This is a genomic window from Pseudoalteromonas sp. S554 (assembly GCF_005930865.1).
Lineage (GTDB): Bacteria > Pseudomonadota > Gammaproteobacteria > Enterobacterales > Alteromonadaceae > Pseudoalteromonas > Pseudoalteromonas marina.
On the sequence record NZ_PNDV01000001.1, the window covers coordinates 327,105 to 348,798 of the forward strand.

Annotated in this window: 24 protein-coding genes and 1 pseudogene; 18 read left to right on the forward strand and 7 right to left on the reverse strand. The window is 38.2% G+C overall.

Translation table 11 applies throughout. The features are described from left to right. Positions 1-21: 21 nt before the first annotated feature. Both CWB65_RS01400 and CWB65_RS01405 read right to left on the reverse strand, forming a co-directional pair. The gene (locus CWB65_RS01400; protein ID WP_138739692.1) at positions 22-3,099 is read right to left on the reverse strand and encodes an efflux RND transporter permease subunit; all 3,078 of its coding nucleotides are present in this window, start codon (positions 3,097-3,099) and stop codon (positions 22-24) included. Positions 3,100-3,101: 2 nt separating this feature from the next. Continuing rightward, positions 3,102-4,184, reverse strand: coding sequence for an efflux RND transporter periplasmic adaptor subunit (locus tag CWB65_RS01405; RefSeq protein WP_008127849.1), 1,083 nt, complete (start codon positions 4,182-4,184; stop codon positions 3,102-3,104). Positions 4,185-4,306: 122 nt separating this feature from the next. On the opposite strand from CWB65_RS01405, the gene CWB65_RS01410 reads away from it, so the two are divergent. Together CWB65_RS01410 and CWB65_RS01415 are read left to right on the forward strand one after the other, a co-directional pair. Continuing rightward, positions 4,307-5,209 (forward strand): LysR family transcriptional regulator, encoded by a 903-nt coding sequence (locus tag CWB65_RS01410; RefSeq protein WP_008127847.1) that lies wholly within the window; start codon positions 4,307-4,309, stop codon positions 5,207-5,209. Further along, positions 5,199-5,504 carry an MGMT family protein gene (locus CWB65_RS01415; protein WP_008127844.1) on the forward strand — a complete coding sequence of 102 codons (306 nt, stop codon included), beginning with the start codon at positions 5,199-5,201 and terminating at the stop codon, positions 5,502-5,504. The genes CWB65_RS01410 and CWB65_RS01415 overlap by 11 nt, the downstream gene beginning before the upstream one ends. 66 nt (positions 5,505-5,570) lie before the next feature. Here the strand turns inward: CWB65_RS01415 and CWB65_RS20000 are convergent. From CWB65_RS20000 to trhA, 5 genes and pseudogenes are all read right to left on the reverse strand, one after another. After that, positions 5,571-5,735, reverse strand: a pseudogene (locus tag CWB65_RS20000) (transposase); the annotation flags it as partial. A 33-nt stretch (positions 5,736-5,768) separates the two neighbouring features. After that, positions 5,769-6,860, reverse strand: a complete 1,092-nt coding sequence (locus CWB65_RS01420; RefSeq protein WP_138739693.1) for an HNH endonuclease — start codon at positions 6,858-6,860, stop codon at positions 5,769-5,771. A 36-nt stretch (positions 6,861-6,896) separates the two neighbouring features. Next, a complete protein-coding gene (locus CWB65_RS01425; protein WP_238530294.1) occupies positions 6,897-7,313 on the reverse strand; it encodes a hypothetical protein in 417 nt (138 codons plus the stop codon). Positions 7,314-7,508: 195 nt separating this feature from the next. Then, complete coding sequence (locus CWB65_RS01430) at positions 7,509-8,663, reverse strand: YaaC family protein (protein WP_008129217.1); 1,155 nt, start codon at positions 8,661-8,663, stop codon at positions 7,509-7,511. 266 nt (positions 8,664-8,929) lie between these two features. Further along, complete coding sequence (gene trhA / locus CWB65_RS01435; RefSeq protein WP_008129215.1) at positions 8,930-9,559, reverse strand: PAQR family membrane homeostasis protein TrhA; 630 nt, start codon at positions 9,557-9,559, stop codon at positions 8,930-8,932. Between the two features lie 151 nt (positions 9,560-9,710). Here trhA and CWB65_RS01440 point away from each other — a divergent pair, with 151 nt between their 5' ends. The 16 genes from CWB65_RS01440 to CWB65_RS01515 all read left to right on the forward strand — a co-directional run bounded on the left by CWB65_RS01440 (position 9,711) and on the right by CWB65_RS01515 (position 21,659). Then, positions 9,711-10,043 carry a hypothetical protein gene (locus tag CWB65_RS01440; protein WP_008129213.1) on the forward strand — a complete coding sequence of 111 codons (333 nt, stop codon included), beginning with the start codon at positions 9,711-9,713 and terminating at the stop codon, positions 10,041-10,043. Positions 10,044-10,384: 341 nt separating this feature from the next. After that, a complete protein-coding gene (locus CWB65_RS01445; RefSeq protein WP_006794865.1) occupies positions 10,385-10,657 on the forward strand; it encodes a hypothetical protein in 273 nt (90 codons plus the stop codon). Positions 10,658-10,892: 235 nt separating this feature from the next. Further along, entirely contained in the window at positions 10,893-11,471 is a 579-nt protein-coding gene (locus CWB65_RS01450) for an LON peptidase substrate-binding domain-containing protein (protein WP_171047553.1), read from the forward strand. Positions 11,472-11,538: 67 nt separating this feature from the next. Further along, positions 11,539-12,162: a sigma-70 family RNA polymerase sigma factor gene (locus CWB65_RS01455; protein ID WP_138739695.1), complete on the forward strand. Its 624-nt coding sequence runs from the start codon at positions 11,539-11,541 to the stop codon at positions 12,160-12,162. Then, positions 12,155-12,835, forward strand: coding sequence for a ChrR family anti-sigma-E factor (locus tag CWB65_RS01460; protein ID WP_138739696.1), 681 nt, complete (start codon positions 12,155-12,157; stop codon positions 12,833-12,835). Before CWB65_RS01455 ends, CWB65_RS01460 begins: the two co-directional genes overlap by 8 nt. A gap of 8 nt (positions 12,836-12,843) precedes the next feature. Further along, positions 12,844-13,797 carry a YbgA family protein gene (locus CWB65_RS01465; protein WP_010556229.1) on the forward strand — a complete coding sequence of 318 codons (954 nt, stop codon included), beginning with the start codon at positions 12,844-12,846 and terminating at the stop codon, positions 13,795-13,797. Next, complete coding sequence (gene phrB, locus CWB65_RS01470; RefSeq protein ID WP_138739697.1) at positions 13,797-15,191, forward strand: deoxyribodipyrimidine photo-lyase; 1,395 nt, start codon at positions 13,797-13,799, stop codon at positions 15,189-15,191. The genes CWB65_RS01465 and phrB overlap by 1 nt, the downstream gene beginning before the upstream one ends. Position 15,192: 1 nt before the next feature. Then, positions 15,193-15,621 (forward strand): nuclear transport factor 2 family protein, encoded by a 429-nt coding sequence (locus CWB65_RS01475; protein ID WP_138739698.1) that lies wholly within the window; start codon positions 15,193-15,195, stop codon positions 15,619-15,621. A 2-nt stretch (positions 15,622-15,623) separates the two neighbouring features. After that, a complete protein-coding gene (locus CWB65_RS01480) occupies positions 15,624-16,334 on the forward strand; it encodes an SDR family NAD(P)-dependent oxidoreductase (protein WP_008129197.1) in 711 nt (236 codons plus the stop codon). After that, the gene (locus CWB65_RS01485; protein WP_138739699.1) at positions 16,331-17,587 is read left to right on the forward strand and encodes an NAD(P)/FAD-dependent oxidoreductase; all 1,257 of its coding nucleotides are present in this window, start codon (positions 16,331-16,333) and stop codon (positions 17,585-17,587) included. The genes CWB65_RS01480 and CWB65_RS01485 overlap by 4 nt, the downstream gene beginning before the upstream one ends. Further along, entirely contained in the window at positions 17,580-18,308 is a 729-nt protein-coding gene (locus tag CWB65_RS01490) for a DUF1365 domain-containing protein (RefSeq protein WP_008129195.1), read from the forward strand. The genes CWB65_RS01485 and CWB65_RS01490 overlap by 8 nt, the downstream gene beginning before the upstream one ends. 49 nt (positions 18,309-18,357) lie before the next feature. Continuing rightward, entirely contained in the window at positions 18,358-19,620 is a 1,263-nt protein-coding gene (locus tag CWB65_RS01495; RefSeq protein ID WP_058429233.1) for an SAM-dependent methyltransferase, read from the forward strand. Beyond that, positions 19,598-20,107: a DUF2878 domain-containing protein gene (locus CWB65_RS01500; protein ID WP_039037394.1), complete on the forward strand. Its 510-nt coding sequence runs from the start codon at positions 19,598-19,600 to the stop codon at positions 20,105-20,107. The genes CWB65_RS01495 and CWB65_RS01500 overlap by 23 nt, the downstream gene beginning before the upstream one ends. A gap of 48 nt (positions 20,108-20,155) precedes the next feature. Continuing rightward, a complete protein-coding gene (locus CWB65_RS01505; RefSeq protein WP_412762936.1) occupies positions 20,156-20,635 on the forward strand; it encodes a chalcone isomerase family protein in 480 nt (159 codons plus the stop codon). Position 20,636: 1 nt separating this feature from the next. Further along, complete coding sequence (locus tag CWB65_RS01510; RefSeq protein WP_058429236.1) at positions 20,637-21,176, forward strand: DUF3833 domain-containing protein; 540 nt, start codon at positions 20,637-20,639, stop codon at positions 21,174-21,176. Between the two features lie 207 nt (positions 21,177-21,383). Then, positions 21,384-21,659, forward strand: coding sequence for an HU family DNA-binding protein (locus CWB65_RS01515; RefSeq protein WP_006793424.1), 276 nt, complete (start codon positions 21,384-21,386; stop codon positions 21,657-21,659). The last annotated feature ends 35 nt before the right edge of the window (positions 21,660-21,694 follow it).

Here is a 21,694-nt window from a genome sequence, read left to right on the forward strand (position 1 = left end):
AGTTAAACACTTAATCTGTCTTTATTTACGTGGTTGGTATTCAATTCTAAAAATCATAGTATATAAAACAGGCACTACTATTAATGTAAGTATGGTCGCAAAGCCTAAACCAAACATAATTGTGACCGCCATAGATTGAAAGAACACATCAAACAGCAAAGGGATCATACCGAGTATTGTAGTGATTGCAGCCATTGCTACAGGTCGCACACGGCTCACCCCAGAATCAAAAACCGCTTGGTAAGGTGAGCTGCCCGCTTTTAGCTCAAGGTTTATTTGGTCGACTAATACAATGCCATTTTTAATGAGCATACCACTTAAGCTTAATAACCCAAGTAGGCCCATAAAACTAAACGGCGCGTTCATTGCTAATAAACCGGCACTGACACCAATAATTGCCAATGGAACTGTGGCCCAAATTACAAGAGGCTGCTTTAATGAGTTAAACAGTAAAACCGTAATAGCAAACATAGCTAAGTAGCCAAGCGGCAAAGACCCAAATATAGCCTTTTGAGCTTTGCTTGAAGATTCATATTCGCCGCCCCATTCTAATGAGTACCCATGAGGTAGCTCTATAGATTCAAGAGGGCCTCGTACTCGGGCAAACAATTTAGCGGCTGTTTCATCTCCCAGCACATTTTGGTCGGCCATTACCGTTATTGTTCGCTTTCTATCGCGACGCATTATTAGGCTGTCTTCCCATTCAACGATAAACTCATCTACCACTTGAGTTACTGGTACAAATACACCTAAAACAGGGCTGTATATTTGTAAATCATGAACGCTATCTACATTAAGACGCTCATTAGCAGGGGAGCGCGCAATAATTGGCAGTAATTGAGTACCATCACGGTATACACCCACCTGTTTACCCGACAGGCTTGTAAGCAGCACATCATCCAGATCTGATTTACTTATTCCTAAGCGTCGTGCCTTTTGCTCGTTAAACTGTGGACGAATCATTTTGGTTCGCGCACGCCAATCATTACGAATATTAAATGCGCCGTCATCTTGAGCCATAAGCTTTTCAGCTTCAGCTGCGAGTTTTCTAAGAATGACAGGGTCAGGGCCTGTAAAACGTGCTTCTATTTTTGCATCAGTAGAAGGCCCAATCTCCATAGGCTTTATTTTTAGTTGAGCTGATAATGGTGTATTTTGAGAATAATCACGGACCTTTTGCATAACAACCGCAACTGCTTCGCGATCTTTTACTCTTATAATAAGTTGTCCATACGACGAGTAAGACTTTTGAGGCGCATAAGTAAGCATAAAGCGCGGCGCACCTTGCCCGGTTGTACTTGTTACTTCTTCTACAAGTTCTTCTTGTTGCAAATAGTTTTCAAGCTTCTTTATGCCATCTAGTGTGGCACGAATATCCGAACCTTGTTGTTGCCAGTAATCTACGTAAAACATAGGTGTGTTTGATGCAGGGAAAAACGACTGCTTAACCGAACCAAAACCCACTACGGCACTGCACAGTAATACAACCATGAGGATCATTGTTGACTTACGATAGTGCATTGCTAAATCTAATAGTGCTTTATAGCCTGTAAAAATAAACCCTTGGTATGGGTCGTTATCTGAATCGTCTTCGGTGTTTTTATCTTTTTTAAATTCATTTTCTGAAAACATAAGGTTTGCAAAAAATGGAGTTAAAGTAATAGCGGTTATCCAGCTAAGTAACAGCGATATAAACAACACCCAAAACAAGCTGCCCGCAAACTCACCGGTTGCGTCAGAGCTTAAACCAATTGGCGCAAATGCAGTAATACCAATAATAGTTGCACCTAACAGTGGCCATTTAGTTTGCTCCACAATGTTAACTGCGGCCTTAAGTTTGGTTTGGCCACGTTTTAGGTTAATTAAAATTCCTTCGGTAACCACTATGGCGTTATCTACCAGCATACCAAGGGCTATAATAAGCGCACCTAACGATATACGTTGTAAGTCTATGGCAAACAACTTCATAAAAATGAAGGTGCCTAAAACCGTTAGTAATAAAATACCGCCTATTAAAATACCGCTTTTAAGGCCCATAAAAATAAGGAGTACCACAATTACTATCGCAATTGCTTCTAGCAGGCTAACAATAAAACCGTCTACCGAGGTTTCTACTTCTTTTGGCTGGTTGTATACAGCATTCACGTCAATACCATGCGGGCGCTGGTACTCAAGTTCTGCTAAGTGAGCATCAATACGTTTACCCACATCAACCACATTAACGCCATTCATAAACGATACGCCAATTAATAGCGCTTGCTCAGAGTTATATCTAATTACATTAGTGGGTACTTCAGCGTACTCTCTAAATACTTCGGCAACATCACCCAAATAAATAAGCTCGCTCGCACCCGGTTTAGAAATCAGCAGAGTTTCAAGTTCTTTAACATCTTTAAATTCGCCAGTAGGATGAAAACGAATCGACTCATCGCCCACTCTAATTTTACCCGCGTTAGACACCGTGTTTTGAGATTGTAACAAAGCAAATATATGGCTAGGTGCAATACCAAGTTGGGCTAATTTACGGGTAGATATTTCTACCATTACTTGCGGCTGTTGCTCACCTGCAATCGTTACCTTGCTTACCCCTTTAACTAATACCAGTTCACGCTTTAAATAATCGGTGTAGTCTTTTAGTTCATCGTAAGAATAGCCATCACCTACAACAGAATATAAAACACCATATACATCGCCAAAGTCATCTAAAATTGTACTTGGATAAACACCACTGGGTAAAGACGGAGAAAGATCGTTTATTTTACGACGCATTTCATCCCAAATTTGGCGAAGTTGCTCTTTTCGATAAGTGCTCTTCATTTCCACGGCAATTTGCGACTTCCCGTTGGATGAAATAGAAGTCACGTGGTCAACATAGGGTAACTGTTGAATTGCATTTTCGAGTGGAAAAGTAACTTCTTCCTCGACTTGCTGCGGTGATGCGCCAGGGTACATGGTAATAACCATGGCCTGTTTAAGTGTAAATTCAGGGTCTTCTAACTGGCCTAAATCAAAATACGATACGCTACCACCAATTAAAAGCAGCAGGGCAAACATCCAACTAATTACTTTTTTCTTTATAGAAAATTGTGCAAAGCTCATAATTATAAGCCTCGCTCTTTATTCCATGGACGAACTTTCATGCCTTCTTCAATCGAGTGAACACCCGCAGACACCACAATTTGGCCCTCTTTAATACCGCTAAGTACCTCTATGCCATCATGGTGTAATTGGCCAACTTCAACAGCTTGCTTATGGACTTGGCCGGTATTTTCATCATAAAGCCAAACATAGGCATTATTTTTAATTGCTTCTTGTGGATCAGAAAAAACCGATTCAATAGGGAGTATTGTGTAAGCAACCTGCGAACGTGTTACTTTACTTAAATCAATTAAAACGCGGCCAGTCATACCTGCTAGTAAGTTAAAGTCATCAGGCACGGGTAACGAAAACACCACTTTATAAGTGAGTGTTGCTGGGTCGGCTTGAGTGTCCCATTCTTTAATATCGAGCGAGTATTCTTTATCTTCAAAACCATCAAATTTAACAGTAGGGTGGTAATCAGTGCCTTTTTTGAATCGTGCCACTATTTTTTCAGGAACCTGAATTTCTACGTCCATTAAATCACGCGTTTCTAGGCGCAAAATATTTTGTTTAGCTTGAATATTTTCAAAATTCTTTACAAACACTTTGGCAACAGTGCCCGCAAAAGGGGCTCGCAATTCACTGTACTCTAGGTTGGTTTCAGCAATTTTAAATGCCGACTCAGCAATTTGCATATTGGCGGTTGCTTGGTCTAGCTCAGATTGACTGGTAATTTTTTTCTCGAATAATTGTTCAATTCGGCTCAGTTGCGATTTTGCTAGTTCGTAACGTGCTTTACGTTCATCAAACTGGAGTTGAAAATCTTCAGGGTCTAATTTGGCTAGTAAATCGCCTTTTTCAACGTGCTCCCCAGCAAGAACCGGAAACTCTATAAGTTCTCCGTTTACCCTAAATGCAAGGTAAGATCCTTGGTTTGCAACCACCTCAGCTGGGAAACTACGAATATTGATTTGAGAGTCATGGCCAATATTGAACAGCTTAACAGGGCGAATGGGCTCTTCTTTAACTTGTTGTTCTGGCTCAGAACAGGCAATTAAGCTAAGTAGGGTCGTTGTTAGTAAACATAGACGAAAGAGTTTCATGTCTTCTCCGTTGCAATATTGGCAAAATAAGTAAGTGCAGGATACGCTGCAAACATATAAAATAAAATTCATTAAATTTTAGATACTCAATAAGTTTTACTTATAATGTTTTGAGGCGGTATATGAAGCTGAATCAATTAGTAATATTAGATGCCATAGTGCAAAGCGCAAGTTTGAGCGGTGCTGCGCAAAAGCTTCATAAAACACAGCCCGCGCTAACGTTGGCTATAAAAAACTTAGAAGCGCAAATAGGCTTTGAGCTGCTAGATAGAACTAAGTACCGGTTACAGCTTACTGAAAAAGGACGTATTTTTCATCGTGAGGCACAACAGTTACTGCATGCAAATGACGAGCTTGCCAAACTCGCAGAAGAGCTTTCGTTAGGAAATGAACCCCAATATCAAATTTGTTACGAACAGCTCTGCCATAAACAAAGTTATAACAAGATCATAAGTAATACTTTTAGGCAGTTTACGAGTACAGAGTTTTGTATTACCAGTGGCAAACGGTTTGTATCATTAGAACAAGTTAATAGTGGGCAAGCAGAGTTAGGTATTGGCCCCTGGTTTGATTTATTTCATGCTACAGGTGACTTAGAAAGCGTGCCCATAGGTAAGCTCGATATTGGTATAGTAAGTGCTAAAGGGTTATTACCCCAACAGTTAACATACACACAATTACAAACCTATCCGTGTTTAGCTATGTTTGAAAGCGATTTAAGCATAGACAGCGATAGGCTATCTTACTCTAAAGGTTCTGCAATGATGAAAATAGACGATGTAGCAACTTTAAAATCGTTTTTACTTTCAGGGGCCGGATGGGCAATGATGAGCCTAGAGCATTGCAAACCTGAAATAAAAGCAGGCTTATTACAAGAAATCCATATTACAGATCGCGAACATAAATTTAGCGCACAAATAAGAGCGTTTAGGCAGCATGCTATTCATCATGGCCCTGTGGCACGCACTGTATGGGAGCAATTTAAACAACTAAGTAAGGCTTACGCTGATAAAAATGGATATTGAAAAAGAAACCCTTATTTATACTGTAATAGCCGGTATCCCAGCAGGAAAAGTAGCAAGCTATGGTCAAGTTGCTACGTTGGCTGGATTTCCGCAAAACTCACGTTTAGTTGGCCGTTTATTAAAAATAATGCCAAGTGATTCGGTTATTCCATGGCATCGTGTTGTAAACAGCCAAGGTAAAATAGCGTTCCCTGTAGGCAGTAACAAGTACCAAGAACAGCGTCAAAAATTATTATCAGAAGGTGTACTTTTTATAAACGACAAAGTAAATATGCGTGAGTGTAGATGGCAGTAAAATTAACACTTTAGGCTAATTGCCAGTGTAGATCCGATAAATTAGTGCCATTCGGCACAGTAAAATACCTTCTAGATATTTTTGCAAAGTACTCAGTATTAACAGATGAACACCTAACGCCTCGGCAACGTCCTGTGATATTGCATCGTCTCGTAAGCTAAGTTTGACTGCTTTGATTTTGAAATTAGCGGGGTAAAAATATGTCTTTCTAGATTGGGTATATCTAGGCATATTAGCCTCCTTAAAGTAATGATGAGGTGTCCACTAAATCGGGTGAGGAGCATAGTTTCGTTTAAAGCTCTTGTTATGCGCAATCACTTGCCCCGAACTATCAAAAAGTATGGATAGTTGACCTGATTTCAACTTTTCTCGAAAGTCAGGTAAAGCAACTTTACCATCAAGTAGATCGCCTAGTAACATGTCCATCAAACTACCAAATACTAGGTCATTATAATTTTCAAATTCAGGATTTGAATTTAACAAAGTACATATCATACGTGGAGGTTGAACTCCCGAGGAATCCGAAATAGTAGAGTGCTTGGGGTTATTCTTTAGATGTAAACTACAACAGGCGAAGTGAGCAACAAGTTCTCTAAATTGCATATTTGTAACTGAACCACTTAACTTATTTATAACTGTTGGTTGGATCTGATTATATACGGCGCCAGCGTCGCCGAATACAGTAATAATGCCAATGCCTCCAATAATAACTCCTGAAGTATTTGCGTAAGAGACGTCCATATAATCAAACTCTTTTTCTGCATCAATACTTTCAACCGGAACAATAAAGAAAGATCCTACACAATTTTGTTCTAATGTTGCTTGGGTATAGGGCACACGGCTTAAACAATAAACATGATGAAAACTTTCCCACTCATAACCTACTCCTTTTGCGATTGATGAATACTCAACCCTTCGATCTAAGTACATTCGTAGAGACTGATCTTTAACATGAGTTTTAATAAATAGAAGCGCCATCCACAAATAAAGGTTCAAGTATCCTTTCTTCTCAATATAATTAACCAAATCATCGAAACCTCTTGAAAACGCCTTACTCAATGGAGTTTCCAATTCAGCACTAAGTAGGCTATTACATTCGATGCAACAGGGAATCACATATTGGTTGTATTTATATTTTGAACCATTAGGTAAATTCACGGCTTCATTGTGAAGGTCAAATCGCTTTAGAATCCAATTAGGTATGATGTGCTCTTTATTCTGATTCTGTGGGTTTAGAACTTTCGTACAAAGAAAGCATATATTTAAACTACAAACGTCAGATTCAAATGCTGCAATGCTAACAAATGTAACTTTACCATTCGCATCTACAATATTTCCATTTTCAAGTATCATCATACTGCCAAGCGTTGCGAATCACTCTTAAATGCTTTGTTATAACTTTGATACCAGTAGGTCTCTTAGCTGCGTCACTACCCCGACTAAACTTTCATTCGGGTTAGATGATTCATAATCATCAGGACATATCCAATCTAGAAACTCTGCCGCATTAGTCCCACCACCAATCATAGTGATAATATGATTTTGTACTTCGTCTGGTGTTAGACACTTTTTTGTTTTCAGTGAGTTAATATGAGCCACGTAGTCATCTCGCAAGGTTAACAGTGATTTGTTGCTAGTAATTAGCTCGTTATACTGCCCCCGAATTTTATTCAACTCAGGAGTCATTTCGTTAAATTCACGAGAGTACTTACGATTTAACTCAACGTACTTGCAGCAGTTTAATACAATTGAGTTAAAACACAGTCTCCAAATACTTTGTCGACTAGCTACTAATTCTGGTTTGTGCATATAAGGCTTATCTTCATATTCACGAATGATACTAACTGAAATAGTTAGATCACCGATCAAACCAACGAGAATCTCTGATAGCTCATGATTTCTATTTCTCACTCAAACTCCAATAAAAGTTATAACGCCGCGCTCTGCGGAAATTTGGGAGCGCCAGCGAGTAATTTTTCCGTAGCAGCGCCTTGTTACGTGTTTTCATGAGCGAAACCCAGTCATCCGGAACTCATTTCCAGTGATTTCACAGGATATTTGATCAATAAACTGTACTATGGATTTTTCGATGAACTCACTAAGTAGCCAAGACGCATCTTTTTCTAAGTGTGCTCTTAGCGACTGTGGTTCATACCGAGCAAGCTCACTTAGCCTATGCATTGCAGCATAAGTTAGAGGCAGCGTGCTACGACTAATTACAGATGTAGATTTTAAGTCTTTTCTTTTAACGTACCAGAGGTCGTTTGCGCTATAAATATAGGCCATTTCAGAGCGCCTATTCTTTAAATAATTTTTTAGCCTATTATTACTAATCAAGTCAGGTTTATTTCTTGGTGCATTCCATTTAAAATCTTTATTCCTTCTCACGGTGTAAATTTCGTCATTTCGATACCTACGATCTAAACTATACCCCACAAGTCTACCTAACGTTGTTGCATTTGAATGCTCTGGCTCTAATTGGAGTTCAAGCCAGCATTTACCTCGACTTTTGTCGTGAACAATTCTAGGATTTAATACAGGAATAAATACTTCAGCTTGATTACCGTATGTTGAATGATACGCTCGATGAACATAGGGTAAATTATATAAAATGTCTTTCAGATTATATTCTTCAAACTTTCTCTCTGTTGACTCTGGTGTAACTGGTTCTTCTAGGTAAACACATAACCCCGAAAGTACACCTCTAACCTGAAACCTGACAAGCTCATTATTTAGACGTTTGTGGCCATCTGATACCTTTCCAGAAACCCCATGCGAAAAATGATAATCAATTGACTTACACTCCAGCAAAGCCTTTGTTGCATTTAGAAAACAGTAATACGTTGTTAATGGCTTAGATATAAGATCAAGCTGTTTGGTTGCTTCATAGAAATTTTTTGCCTGCTGCCAATAGAAAACAGCATCACTATTCGTGCAATTTCTTTTTAGATATATCTCTACAAACTGCCAAGTTGAGTCAGTGAGAATTACTTTGCTGTCTAATTTCGGGGAAATAAGAGGCCGATATACTCTTACAGGCCACTTACCACACTGAGTAGATGGGCGAATTTTATTCTCTTTGAGATCAGATTTAATCTTAGAAATATCATCATCCAATCTGGTAACTTTTTGCGACAATGAATTATTTGGGTTTGCCAATCTTCAATTCCTTAGATGATCTTCAAAAGACACGTAACATGTTTATAGCGAGCTAATCGCGCGTATTTCTACCATAGCATCGCTTGTTTGTCTTAATTACTCATTTGTAACAAACTTCTTAAGCATTTGCTAGTACTAACAAAATACAGTCGTTCAGGTTTTTAATGCAAGATAAAAACGAGCGATTGGGTCGTTTTCCTGACTATGCAAGCACTATACTTTGACGAAATTAAAAAGTAACTGTTAACTCAAGCTCTAAGCAGCCATTAATAAACGTAGGTACTGATCGAAATATAATGACAAACACAACCAGCTATTACGAATAAGTGCCAAATTGCGTGACTGAATTGAGTTGTTTTAGCGCTGTAAAATAGTGTGCCTGCGCTATAAAAAATTCCGCCAGCGAGTAGCCAATACAAAGCTTTTACATCAATGCTTGAATACAATGGATAGATAATTGCTAATGCAAACCACCCCATGAGTAGGTAGGTGGCTAGGGATATTTTTTTGTTACCATTTTTAACAAGTATTTTGTATGCAACACCTGCAATCGCAACGGTCCATATAAAGGTGAGTGTACCCCATGACCAGGCCCCCGTTAGTGAGAGTAATAAAAAAGGAGTGTATGTGCCTGCAATAAGTAAATAAATGGCGCAGTGGTCACACTTTTTGTACAAGGCACGCAACTTAGGTTGCACGCTCGCGTGGTATAGCGTTGATGATAAAAATAGTATAAATAAGCTACTACCGTATATTGCGGTACTTATATTGGCTTTAGTGCTGGTTGCTTGGTTAAATAAATCCCACATCACAAAAACAGCAAAAAAAATACCGAGTGCGTGGCTTATAACATTGAGCTGTTCTTCTTTACGAGAATAAGGGGCGTCGAGTGACATTACTGCTCCTACCACTATTTAATTTGCGTTTAGTGTACAAGTGTACGCTGAAACTTTCAATCACTGTATAAGTTAAAGCTTTTTCTTGATTTTAAACAAAAATAATTCACTATGGGTTGGCCTATTTACAACAAAACTCAAGTTAATAACCATGAAAGCAAATTTAAAAGCCGCATTACTAACAGCCATTATTTACCCAGGGGCAGGGCACTTTTCGTTAAAAAAACATTTAATAGGTGCAATATTTGCTGGTGTGTTTTCGGTATTATTAATTTTAACGATGAAAGATATATTTGCCGTTGCACAATGTACAGCCAATGAAATTGTGGCAGGAAAAATACCGATGACCATCACCTCTATTTTAGGTGCTGCAAAAGAGCCATCACTGGCATGTGCAAAACTTGCAGAGTACAAATATTTGCCACTTATGATAATTATTTGGGTGCTGAGTATGGTTGATGCCTATCGTTTAGGTAAAAAGTAAACCCAGGACTCCCCATTTTTTTGTATTCACTTTTTTGTTATTTCAAAACCATTATTTAAAGTTGTGTGTTTTTTCGTAATGACTTTGTAATTCACCGTGCCATTTTGTATTTAAATTTTTTAGCTAGCATAAAATAATTAAGCATACCCCTATTTATTTTTTAACTAAAAAGTGGCTAAAAAATAAATTTACGTGGTTAAATTAACCTTTCCTGAATTTCAATAAATTAACCAGTTCATTAAAACTTTATTAATATCAGCGATTTAAACTTTATTTTCATCTTGGCACAACCCTTGAGTATATAACTACGTCTAAACAATACACAAACAAGGAATACCATTATGAAACATTCAATTAAAATCGCTATGGCTAGTTTATTAGTATTAGGTTCTTCGCAAGTAAACGCGACAGAAGTGGACCTAGATGTAACTGATATTTTAACAAACAGTGTAACTACCTACATTAAACAAACCACCATTGAGCTTGAAAAATCTATAAAAGAAACACTTTATTTTGATACAAAATTAACACTGGAAACGTTAATTGAGCCTGCTGATTTGGTGAGTAATGAAGCGGCAGAAAGTAAAGACCCTGCAGTTAATAACGTAAAATAAGCAACTTAAAGGAATAAGGCGATGAGTACCGAGCTTGGATTATTTGCACTTATGTTGGCACCCGTAGTGAGTATTATAACTGCGTATGTATCTGTACAAGCACTAAAGAGTATGGGTGGGTGGCTTAATATTTAACCAATTAAGTACAATGCAATTAATTCGGTTTACTTAAAGCTGATCGACTTAGTAAAAACGCACGTAAATAAAGGCAGTGTTATTGATAGAAGTAGACTTTATGAAACGTGCGATTTTCCCATTACCCATTTTTATTTTACCTGAAGGTTATACGCGTTTGCGTATTTTTGAACCTCGTTATTTAAACATGGTTAAAACCGCATTAAAAAATAACACGGGGTTTGTGCTATGTACGTTTGAGCACGACACACCTTTTAAAATTAGCGCCCAAGGATGCTTGGTTGATATAATCGACTTTGACCAAGACGATAATGACGTGCTGCTTATTGATGTTTTTGCGTCTAAAAGTGTTCAAATAAATGATGTTTACCAAGACGAAGAAGAACTTCGCCATGGTTTAATATCTGATTGCAAAACGCCTTACTGGTATAGCGATAAAAACAAACAAGTGGGTGAGCATTTTTTATTGCATGACGCATTGCGTAACGTTTTTTATGGCAACCCTGAACTTAGCCTACTTTACAAAACAACTAACTTTAGTAATTTAGCTTGGATAGCCGCCCGTTGGCTTGAGTTGTTACCTATTTCGATCGAGAAAAAACAACAACTTGCGTTCGAAACTAACTTTGATAACTTACTTAATTTCCTCCATACTGTAATTAATAACGAATTTGCCTAAATAATGTGATCTCGTACCATTTATTGCACGTATTACCTTTATCAAAACAATAATGGGATTAATTACTATGGTAAGTCAACAACAGTCAACTCGTTGTGAACCTAATACAGGTAAGTACACTGCCATGCCAGAAACGCCTAGTTCTGAACTTATGCAAGCATTACTATCGGTCGCACAAGACCGTGATAAAAAAGCATTTGCCTGTTTATTTGAATATTTTTCACCAAAAATTAAACGCTTTGGAATAAAGCAATTTGGTGTAGAAGCACAAGCCATGGAGCTTGTACAAGAAACATTAACGTCTGTATGGCGTAAAGCACACTTATATAACAGCGATAAGGGTGCTGCTACTACGTGGGTTTATACAGTAATGCGTAATGCGTCATTTGATATGCTTCGTAAAATGAAGAGCAATAAAGAAGAAAACATTAGCGAAGACATTTGGCCTTTAATTAATGATTCTGAAGACACAAATCACGAATACACTGACCATTTAGAAGACAAACAAATTAAACGCTACCTTGATAAATTGCCTATCGCTCAACGTGAAGTTGTTCGTGGCGTTTACTTTCAAGATATGTCGCAAGAGCAACTAGCTCAACAACTTAATATTCCAGTAGGCACGGTAAAATCACGATTACGTTTAGCCTTGCAGAAATTACGTAATGAAATGGGAGATCAGCATGATTAAACATCACCCGAGTGAAACACTACTTACAGAGTATTGTTCAGCGTCGTTAAGTGCCTCTTTGAGCCTTGCAGTTTCGATACATGTAGATATGTGTCCTGTTTGCCAAGAAAAAGTAGCAAAAATAGAAGCAAGCAACGCAGATGCTCTGTTTAGTGAAGACACCGAAACTTTTGAGCAACCGGTTAATAACCAATCTCAGTTGCTTGAAGAGTTTGATATGAATGTGCTTGACTTAATTACTGCAGACGACTCTATAGACGAAGTATATGAAGTAGAGCCAGTTAAAGTAAGTGTAAATGATCACAATTACCAACTCCCTCGTGCTCTGACCCGTATTTCGCACAGCAAGTTTACTCAAGTTGGCAAATTAGCCCGTTCACGTGTAGCACTAGATGATGGTGCATTACGTTCAAGTTTACTGCACATAGATGCGGGCGGTGAAATTCCTGAACATACGCACACAGGTTTTGAAATAACCCTATTACTTGACGGTGAGTTTTGTGATGAAGACGGACACTACGTGCCAGGTGACTTTATTTGGCAAGATGGTCGTCATCAACACACGCCAATAACAAAAGATGGGTGTTTATGCTTTACAGTTGTGAGCAGTGCGCTACATTTTAATAAAGGGCTAAGTAAATTACTAAATCCAATTGGTAATTTAATCTACTAAGAGATTACATGCAAAAAACTACAATAAAAATAGGTATAAGCGCCTGCTTAGCAGGCGAGAAAGTTAGATTTGATACAGGTCACAAAAGGTCAAACTTTTGTATGGACGAACTCGCAAAGCATGTTGAATATACACGCTTTTGTCCTGAGGTTGCGGTTGGCTTACCAATACCTCGGCCTACAATTCGCCAAGTTCGAGTTGGCGACACAATTAAAGTTTGCCGTCCTGATGGCTCTGGTGACGTTGGACCGCAGTTAACCGAGTACGGTAAAAAGGTTGCTACTGAGCAAGCTAAAGAGTTGAGTGGTTTTGTATTTTGTGCCAAAAGCCCAAGTTGTGGCATGGAGCGTATAAAAATATACAACGAGGCTGGGACGGGTAATACCTCAGAGGGCGTTGGTTTCTTTGCAGAACAAATTATGAAGCATAATCCACTTTTGCCTTGCGAGGAAAATGGTAGGTTAAACGATATACACCTGCGTGAGAATTTTGTAATGCGCGTGTACGTTTTAAACAGCTGGCAGCAGCTTGTAAAAGAGCCACTAAGTGTTCACCACTTAACGCAATTTCATGCTAAGCATAAGTATTTATTAATGGCACACAATTACCAAGCTTACCGAGAGCTTGGCAAGTTACTTGGAACCTACGCTGGTGATGATATAAACGCATTGGCTGATGAATACATTTTAGGTTTAATGACAGGGCTTAAAAAACCTGCATCTCGTCGTAATAACTGTAATACGTTAATGCATTTACAAGGTTACTTTAAAAAAGACCTCGCTAAGGTTGAAAAGCAAGAACTACGTGAAGCAATAGACGAGTATCGCTCTGGTTTAGTGCCGCTTTATGTGCCTCTTACTTTACTTAAGCACCATCTAAAAGTTCACCCTAAAGAGTACCTAGAAAAACAGGTGTTTTTTAATCCCTATCCTCATGATTTAAAACTACGATTTGGTATTTAATGAATACATTATTTTGGTTTAGGCGCGATTTGCGCCTTTTTTCGAATGAAGCGTTAATAGAAGCGCTAAATAATGGCGCTAAACACGCCATTTTTTTTGTTTGCGAAAAGCAGTGGCAACAGCACCAAGCAGCGCCAATACAAATTGATTTACTAAAGCGACGTGTAACTTATTTGCAAGAGCAACTTGCCAATTTCGGCATCACGCTTAATGTAATAAACGCTCCTAACTTTAGTGATTGTGAATCTGAGCTACTTTCGTTTTGTGAAACTCATGATATTCAGCATATTATTGCTAATACAGAATATGAGCTTAACGAAGTAAATCGAGACAAGGCGGTTTTGGCACAATGTGACAAACGTTCCATTACTTTTACATTATACGAAGGAGATTTAATTGCGCCTGTTGGTAGCGTTAAAAACCAAAGTAATGAAATGTATAAAGTATTCACACCATTTAAACGCGCATGGTTAAAACAGTATCAAGATACTCACTTTAGCTTGGCGCAATGGCCACTAGAACAAAACCCTATAAAAATTGAAAAAAGCCAGCATCTTGAAAGCGATTGTAGTTCGGATAAATGGCCTGTTGATGATGAAACACTTTTGAGTGTAGTTGATAATTTTATTTGCGATAAGTTAACAAGCTACGACGATCAGCGTGATATCCCCAGTATTAAAGGTACATCGGGTTTGAGCCCGTATTTAGCGCTGGGCATTATTAGCCCAAAGCAGTTGCTAATTAATATACAGCAACGTTACCCCGACATTCTGACTACATCAAAAAGTAAAACATTCACATGGGTTAACGAGCTTATTTGGCGAGAGTTTTACAGGCATCTTATTGCAGAGTACCCGAAGCTCTCTCGTGGTGAAAACTTTAACGAGAAATACAATCCTGTTAAATGGCGAAAAAGTGAAAAAGAATTTAATGCGTGGTGCGAAGGTCGAACTGGTTACCCACTCGTAGACGCAGCTATGTTACAGCTTAAGCAAACTGGATGGATGCATAACCGTTTAAGAATGGTAGTGGCCAGTTTTTTAACTAAACACCTATTAATTGACTGGCGTGAAGGTGAGCGCTTTTTTATGCAGCACCTAATTGATGGCGATTTAGCTTCTAACAATGGTGGCTGGCAGTGGGCTGCAAGCACAGGATGTGATGCACAACCTTATTTTAGGATTTTCAACCCTATTACCCAAAGTGAGCGCTTTGATCCAACAGGTAAGTTTATACGTAAGTATTTGCCTGAGCTTGAAAATGTGCCAGATAAACACATTCATTTTCCGCACACCTACTTAGCTGCAACGGGCAAGGGAAGTGAATGTTACTGGCCAGCAATTGTTGACCACAAAGCTGCACGTGAACGTGCGCTCGCTGCATTTAAGGTATGATATGGATAACCAGTTACCAGTAGATAAATTTGTTGATATTTACCAGCAACTTAATAGCTCTAATTTGGACTTATTAAGTGACATTTATGCCGACAATATTCAATTTATTGATCCGATGCACGAAATTAACGGTATTGAAAGTTTGCGTGACTATTTTGCAAATTTATATAGCAATGTTAAGCATTGTCAATTTGATATAACGGATTCGTTTGGTATCAACAACAATGCATTTGTTTATTGGACAATGCATTATTCACATCCCAAACTGGCTTCTGGTAAAACCATATCTGTGCAGGGGCACAGTAAACTAACTTTTGATAATGATAAAATTGTTAAGCATCGTGATTATTTCAACGTTGGCGAACTACTTTACAAGCATATTCCAATTCTAGGTAGTGTAGTTAGTTACATTGATAAGAGGGCGGGCTAATTATGGTTACCTTAATTACAGGCGCAACGTCAGGCATTGGCGAACAACTAGCTATTAAATATGCACAAATGGGCGACACGGTTATTGCATGTGGACGTAATACGGAAAAGCTAGCTGAGCTTTCAAAACATAACAACATAGAAAGTTGTAAGTTTGATGCAACAAGCCTAAAAGATATTAAAGAAGCAACCATTGGATACCCACACTTTGACCGAGTAATTCTTAATGCGGGCAATTGTGAATACATAGACGACGCAAAAAACTTTGACAGCGCTTTGTTTGAGCGCGTAATTAATGCAAATTTACTGTCGGTTGGTTACTGCTTAGAAGCATTACTCCCTAAAGTTAAAAGTGGCGGTCAATTAGTTATTGTTAGTTCAAGCGTTACATACTTACCGTTACCACGCTCCGAGGCTTATGGGGCGTCTAAAGCGGGCGTAAGTTATTTAGCTAAAAGCCTAGCCGTTGATTTGATGGATGTGGATGTCACGTTAGTTCACCCAGGGTTTGTAAAAACTCCTCTGACTGAAAAAAATGATTTTCCCATGCCTATGGCAGTGACCGCTGAAGAAGCGGCAGATTATATGATCAAAGGAATAAACAAACGACGTAAAGAGGTACACTTTCCGTATCGCTTTACGCTTATATTAAAAGCATTGCGGATATTGCCTTTACCGCTTTGGCTTAAAATAGCAAAAGGATTAACCCGTTGAAAAAAATAGCAATAATAGGAACTGGTGTATCAGGTTTAACATGTGGGCATTTGCTTCACAAACACTACGATGTCACTTTATTTGAAAAAAACGATTACATTGGCGGGCACACTGCGACTGTTGACGTAGATGTTAAGGGCGTTAATTACGCCGTGGATACCGGATTTATTGTTTTTAATAACCGAACTTACCCTTATTTTGAAAAGTTACTTGCGCGTATTGGTATAAAAAAGCAAGAGACCCAAATGAGTTTCAGTGTTCATAATGAGGCAACAGGCTTTGAGTACAATGGCCATACCTTCACCAGTTTATTTGCACAAAGAAGAAATATTTTTAGGCCTAAATTTTGGCGCTTGTTATCTGACATAGTTAAATTTAACAAACTATGTAAAGCCATACACGAAAAAGGCGAATATCAGCAATCGCAAACACTCGGTCAGCTACTTAAAGAAAATCAGTTTAACGACTTTTTTAAATATCATTATATTTTACCTATGGGCGCAGCTATTTGGTCTACTAGTATTAAAGAAATGGAAAACGTCGGCGTAGAGTTTTTTGTAAAGTTTTTCTTTAATCATGGCCTTTTAGATATCACAAATAGGCCGCAATGGTATGTTGTACCTGGTGGTTCACGTGAATACATAAATCCATTAATTAAAGGGTTTGCTGACAGAATAAAGCTTAACACTGATATTAAATCGGTAACACGTGTAAATGACGATGTAACCATTGAGTTTGCTAATGGTGAGCAGCACGTTTTTGATAAAGTTATTTTTGCGTGCCACTCTGACCAAGCACTCAAATTACTTGGTGATGCAACAAGCCAAGAAAAATCAGTACTTGGCGCAATTCCTTATACTGAAAATTCAGTAGTACTTCATACAGATACAAATTTACTACCTGACAGAAAAGCCGCTTGGGCTAGTTGGAATTATTTATTAAATAACAATACCGACAAAGCAGCTGTTGTTACCTACCAGATGAATATATTGCAAGGTATTCAATCAGACACGCAGTTTTGCGTTACGTTAAACCATCTTGAAGGGATAGATAAAAGCAAAATATTGCGTGAATTCACTTATCATCACCCTGTTTTCAACAAAGAGTCTATTGCTGCGCAAGGGCTCAAACAAACGATCGATGGTCAAAATAATAGTTACTTTTGCGGAGCCTATTGGTACAACGGCTTTCATGAAGATGGTGTACGCAGTGGTGTAGATGTAGCAAGGCAGTTAGGGGTTGAATTTGACTAGTGCTGTTTATCTAGGCGATGTTAAGCATCGCCGTTTTGCTGTTAAGACTCATCATTTTAGTAACCCACTTTATATGATGTGGGTTGATCTCAACAACCCAGAGCAATTGAACAATAAGCATAAATGGTTAGGTACGTCTGGTTCAAAAGCATTAAAGTTTAACGAATCAGACTACTTTGTTAATAAGCCCCACAATAATGATGCGTCAATCATTGAACGTGCAAATCATCAGTTATTATCGCTTGGTGTAACTGAGACTTTTAACCATGTATACATGCTTGGACAGCTCCGTTGCTTTGGTATTTACTTTAGCCCAGTAAACTTCTTCTTTTATGGTCATAGCGACAGTGAATTTAAGTACATGGTGGCTGAAGTTAGTAATACGCCATGGAATGAGCGACACTACTACTTGATACCACTAGAAAAAAAAGTGAACTTTAAAAAAGTCTTTTCCGTATCACCTTTTATGAACCTCGATATGAACTATCATTGGACAATTAGGTTAACGCAAGATAAAACATTGATTCATATTGAAAATAAACGGGATGGAGAATTGCTATTTGATGCTACTCTTCGATTAACCCGCAAAGAACTGACTGAAAAAGAAATGAGTCAGTTGTTAAAACGATTCCCAGCAATGACGTGGACAATATTTAAAGGTATTTATTACCAAGCGTTGAAGCTGTTTATAAAAAGAGTGCCTTTTTTAGGTCATTCTTAAACGTCACAAATTACATACAAGCAGTAATAAAAATAATATAGGTGTTCTAATGGAAAAAGTGTCTAGCTTAAATTGCGAACAAAACACAGGCTGGTTTACAGGGCTTTATAAAAAATTAGTATTTAAAGCTTTTTCTTCAATAGAAACAGGGCAAATCACCGTTATTGATGAAGATCTGCAGCTTGTTTTTGGAGACGCATCATCCGACTTAAAAGTTACGGTAACAATTCACGACAAAGCGATGTACAAGGCGTTTGCATTATCTGGAAGTGTTGGTGCAGGCGAGTCTTACATTTTAGGTCAATGGAGTTGTGACAACTTAACCCGACTAATTGAGTTATTTGCCATAAATGAAAAACAGCTGGACGAGTTTGAGAAAAAATTCGCGTTTTTCAGCAACATTGCCCACAGACTAACTCATTTAAAAAATAAAAATTCTGAGTCAGGCTCTAAAAAAAATATAGTTGCTCACTATGATCTAGGTAACGATTTATACGAATCGTTTTTGAGTAAAGAAATGCTTTACTCGTGTGCTGTTTATCCATCAAAAGATGCCAGTCTTGAAGACGCGCAGCAGTACAAATTAAAGCGCATATGTGAACAAGTAGAATTGCAACCTGGCGATTCCGTTATAGAAATTGGCACTGGATGGGGCGCATTTGCCATTTACGCAGCAACACATTACGACTGCCACGTGACGACTACTACAATATCTGATGAGCAACATGACTTTGTTGCAGAAAAAATTAAACAGTTAGGTTTAGAGAATAAAATTACGCTTCTTAAGCTTGATTACAGACTACTCACGGGCAAATACGACAAACTCGTTTCGATTGAAATGATTGAAGCGGTTGGCCACGAATATTTACCTAGCTTTTTTACCCAGTGCGGTTCGCTACTCAAAGACGATGGCGCAATGTTGATACAAGCAATCACCATAAGCGATCAGCGATACAAGCACTACCTTAAAAATTCAGATTTTATTCAACAGTATATTTTCCCTGGTGGGTGTTTACCCTCATTAAACGAAATGAGTGAGCAAATCAAAAATAACACCGATATGGTTATCCATACTGTTAGTGATATTGGAACACATTACGCACGAACCTTAGCTGACTGGCGTGAACGCTTTATCAAAAGTTGGCCTGACCTAGACCGAACAAAATTTGATGACCGTTTTTACAGGTTGTGGTTATTTTATTTTGCGTACTGTGAAGGTGCATTTAGAACGCGTGCAACCAGTACTGTACATTTAATGGCGCGCAAACCTCGCTTTAGCAGCAATGTAGATGAAATTGCACTCGCTTATTAATTTTGTCTTGTTTCAAGCAGTGTGGTTTTTATCATTACTGCTTGAAGGACAATCACTTTTATTTAGCGCTGGCATCATTGTCTTAATGTTTTATTTGTCAAAGCAAAAAAAACAAGATGCATTATTGCTATTAAAAGCACTTCCTATTGCTTTGCTACTTGAATACATAGCGGTGGAGCTTGGTCTACTTTCATTTAAAGTTGATCCTTTTCCAATTTGGCTGGTACTTCTATGGGCCGCGTTGCTTCTTTCATTAAATACATCGATGCATTTTTTAAGTCGATTAAGACTTTGGCAGGTATTTGTTGTTTGCCTTATTTTTGCGCCAGCTAGCTACTGGGCGGGTGCGCGTTTTAACGTAATTAATTTAGGCTTACCGCTATGGCAGTTTTGGGTAGCCTACGGTGTTATTTGGTCGGCAGCCTTTACGTTTATTGTATTTATAAACCAAAAAATTAAGTCGATTATTTTAGCAAGTCAAAATTAGCTTACCCTTTTATTTGTTATTAAAAGAAGGACTTTAATTGTGAAATCAATCATAACGACAACTGTTTTATGTCTTTTATTGTCTACTTCTGCCTTTGCTAATGTTGAATTTAGCAAAGTGGGCGAGGGTAGAATGGAATACTTGTTTTGGGATGTTTACGACGCCACCTTATATACCCCTTCTGGCGATTATGCTTTGGGTGAACACCCTGTCAAATTTAAGCTGACCTATTTACGTGATTTCGACGCCAAAGATATAGTTAAAGCAACCAATGAGCAGTGGGATCACATAGGTAAAAAAAATCTAGTCGGCAAGTACGATGAGGTGCTTTTGTCTATTTGGCCAAACATAGGTAAAGGTGATTCGTTAACGCTGATAACTGATAAAGAAGGCAAAAGTACTTTTTTGCATAACGATAGCGAGGTTGGCGTCATTGATGATGTTGCATTTTCAAGTGACTTTTTAGCTATTTGGTTAGGTAAAAATACGTCAGAGCCAGCTTTAAGAAAAAAACTATTAGGAAATTAAAATGATTATTAATAACGCGTTAAAAACGATTTTTGTGTGTGTATTTGCACTTCTTTTGGTTAGTTGTTCAGCCCCTAATGTAGAACACTACAGTAAAACAACTCCCAATTTTGACTTTAAAACCTTCTTTAGCGGCAAATTAAAAGCATATGGCGTAGTGCAAGACTTTAAAGGTGAGTTAACCCGTAAGTTAGTCGTTGATATGAACGCTACGTGGGAGGGCAACCAGGGCGTCATAGAAGAAGACTTTGTGTATGATGATGGTGAAACACAAAAACGCATCTGGAAAATAACCCTTAATGACGATAACACCCTTACAGGGACTGCCGCTGACGTTCTTGGCGTTGCACAAGGTAAGAGTGATGGCAGTGTATTTCATTGGAACTACAACGTAGAACTCCCTTATGACGGAAGCACTTTAGAAGTTAATTTTGATGATTGGATGTACTTGGTAACACAATCGCGCTTGATTAACCGCACATCTATTGTTAAGTTTGGTGTCGAGGTCGGGGAAGTGACCTTAGTTATCGAAAAAATATAGTTTTTATATGCTGATTAACATGCACCAAAATTGTACAAAAATTAAGTCTTTGTTAACACAAGATGCTGTATTTTAGCGGAAATTAATATAATTTTATGTGTTTTATAAGATTTTAACTAAAAATTGCAATTTGCTGTTGCTAACTTTTAAAAAATACATAAAGATAGGTTTTGCGAAGGCAAAATAATAACGAATAGGAATCTAACAATGAATAAAGCTCAATTAGTTGAAAAAATTGCTACTGACGCGGAAATTTCTAAAGCCGCAGCTACACGTGCTCTTGACGCATTTACTGGCGCTGTAACTTCTGCACTTAAAGAAGGTGATTCAGTAGCATTAGTTGGTTTTGGTACATTCTCAGTTAAAGAACGTGCTGCACGCACAGGCCGTAACCCTCAAACGGGTGCTGAGATCCAAATCGCAGCGGCAACTATCCCAAGCTTTAAAGCAGGTAAAGGTCTTAAAGACCAAGTAAACCTATAATTGGTTTTACAAATTAATTGAAAAAGGGCTAATAA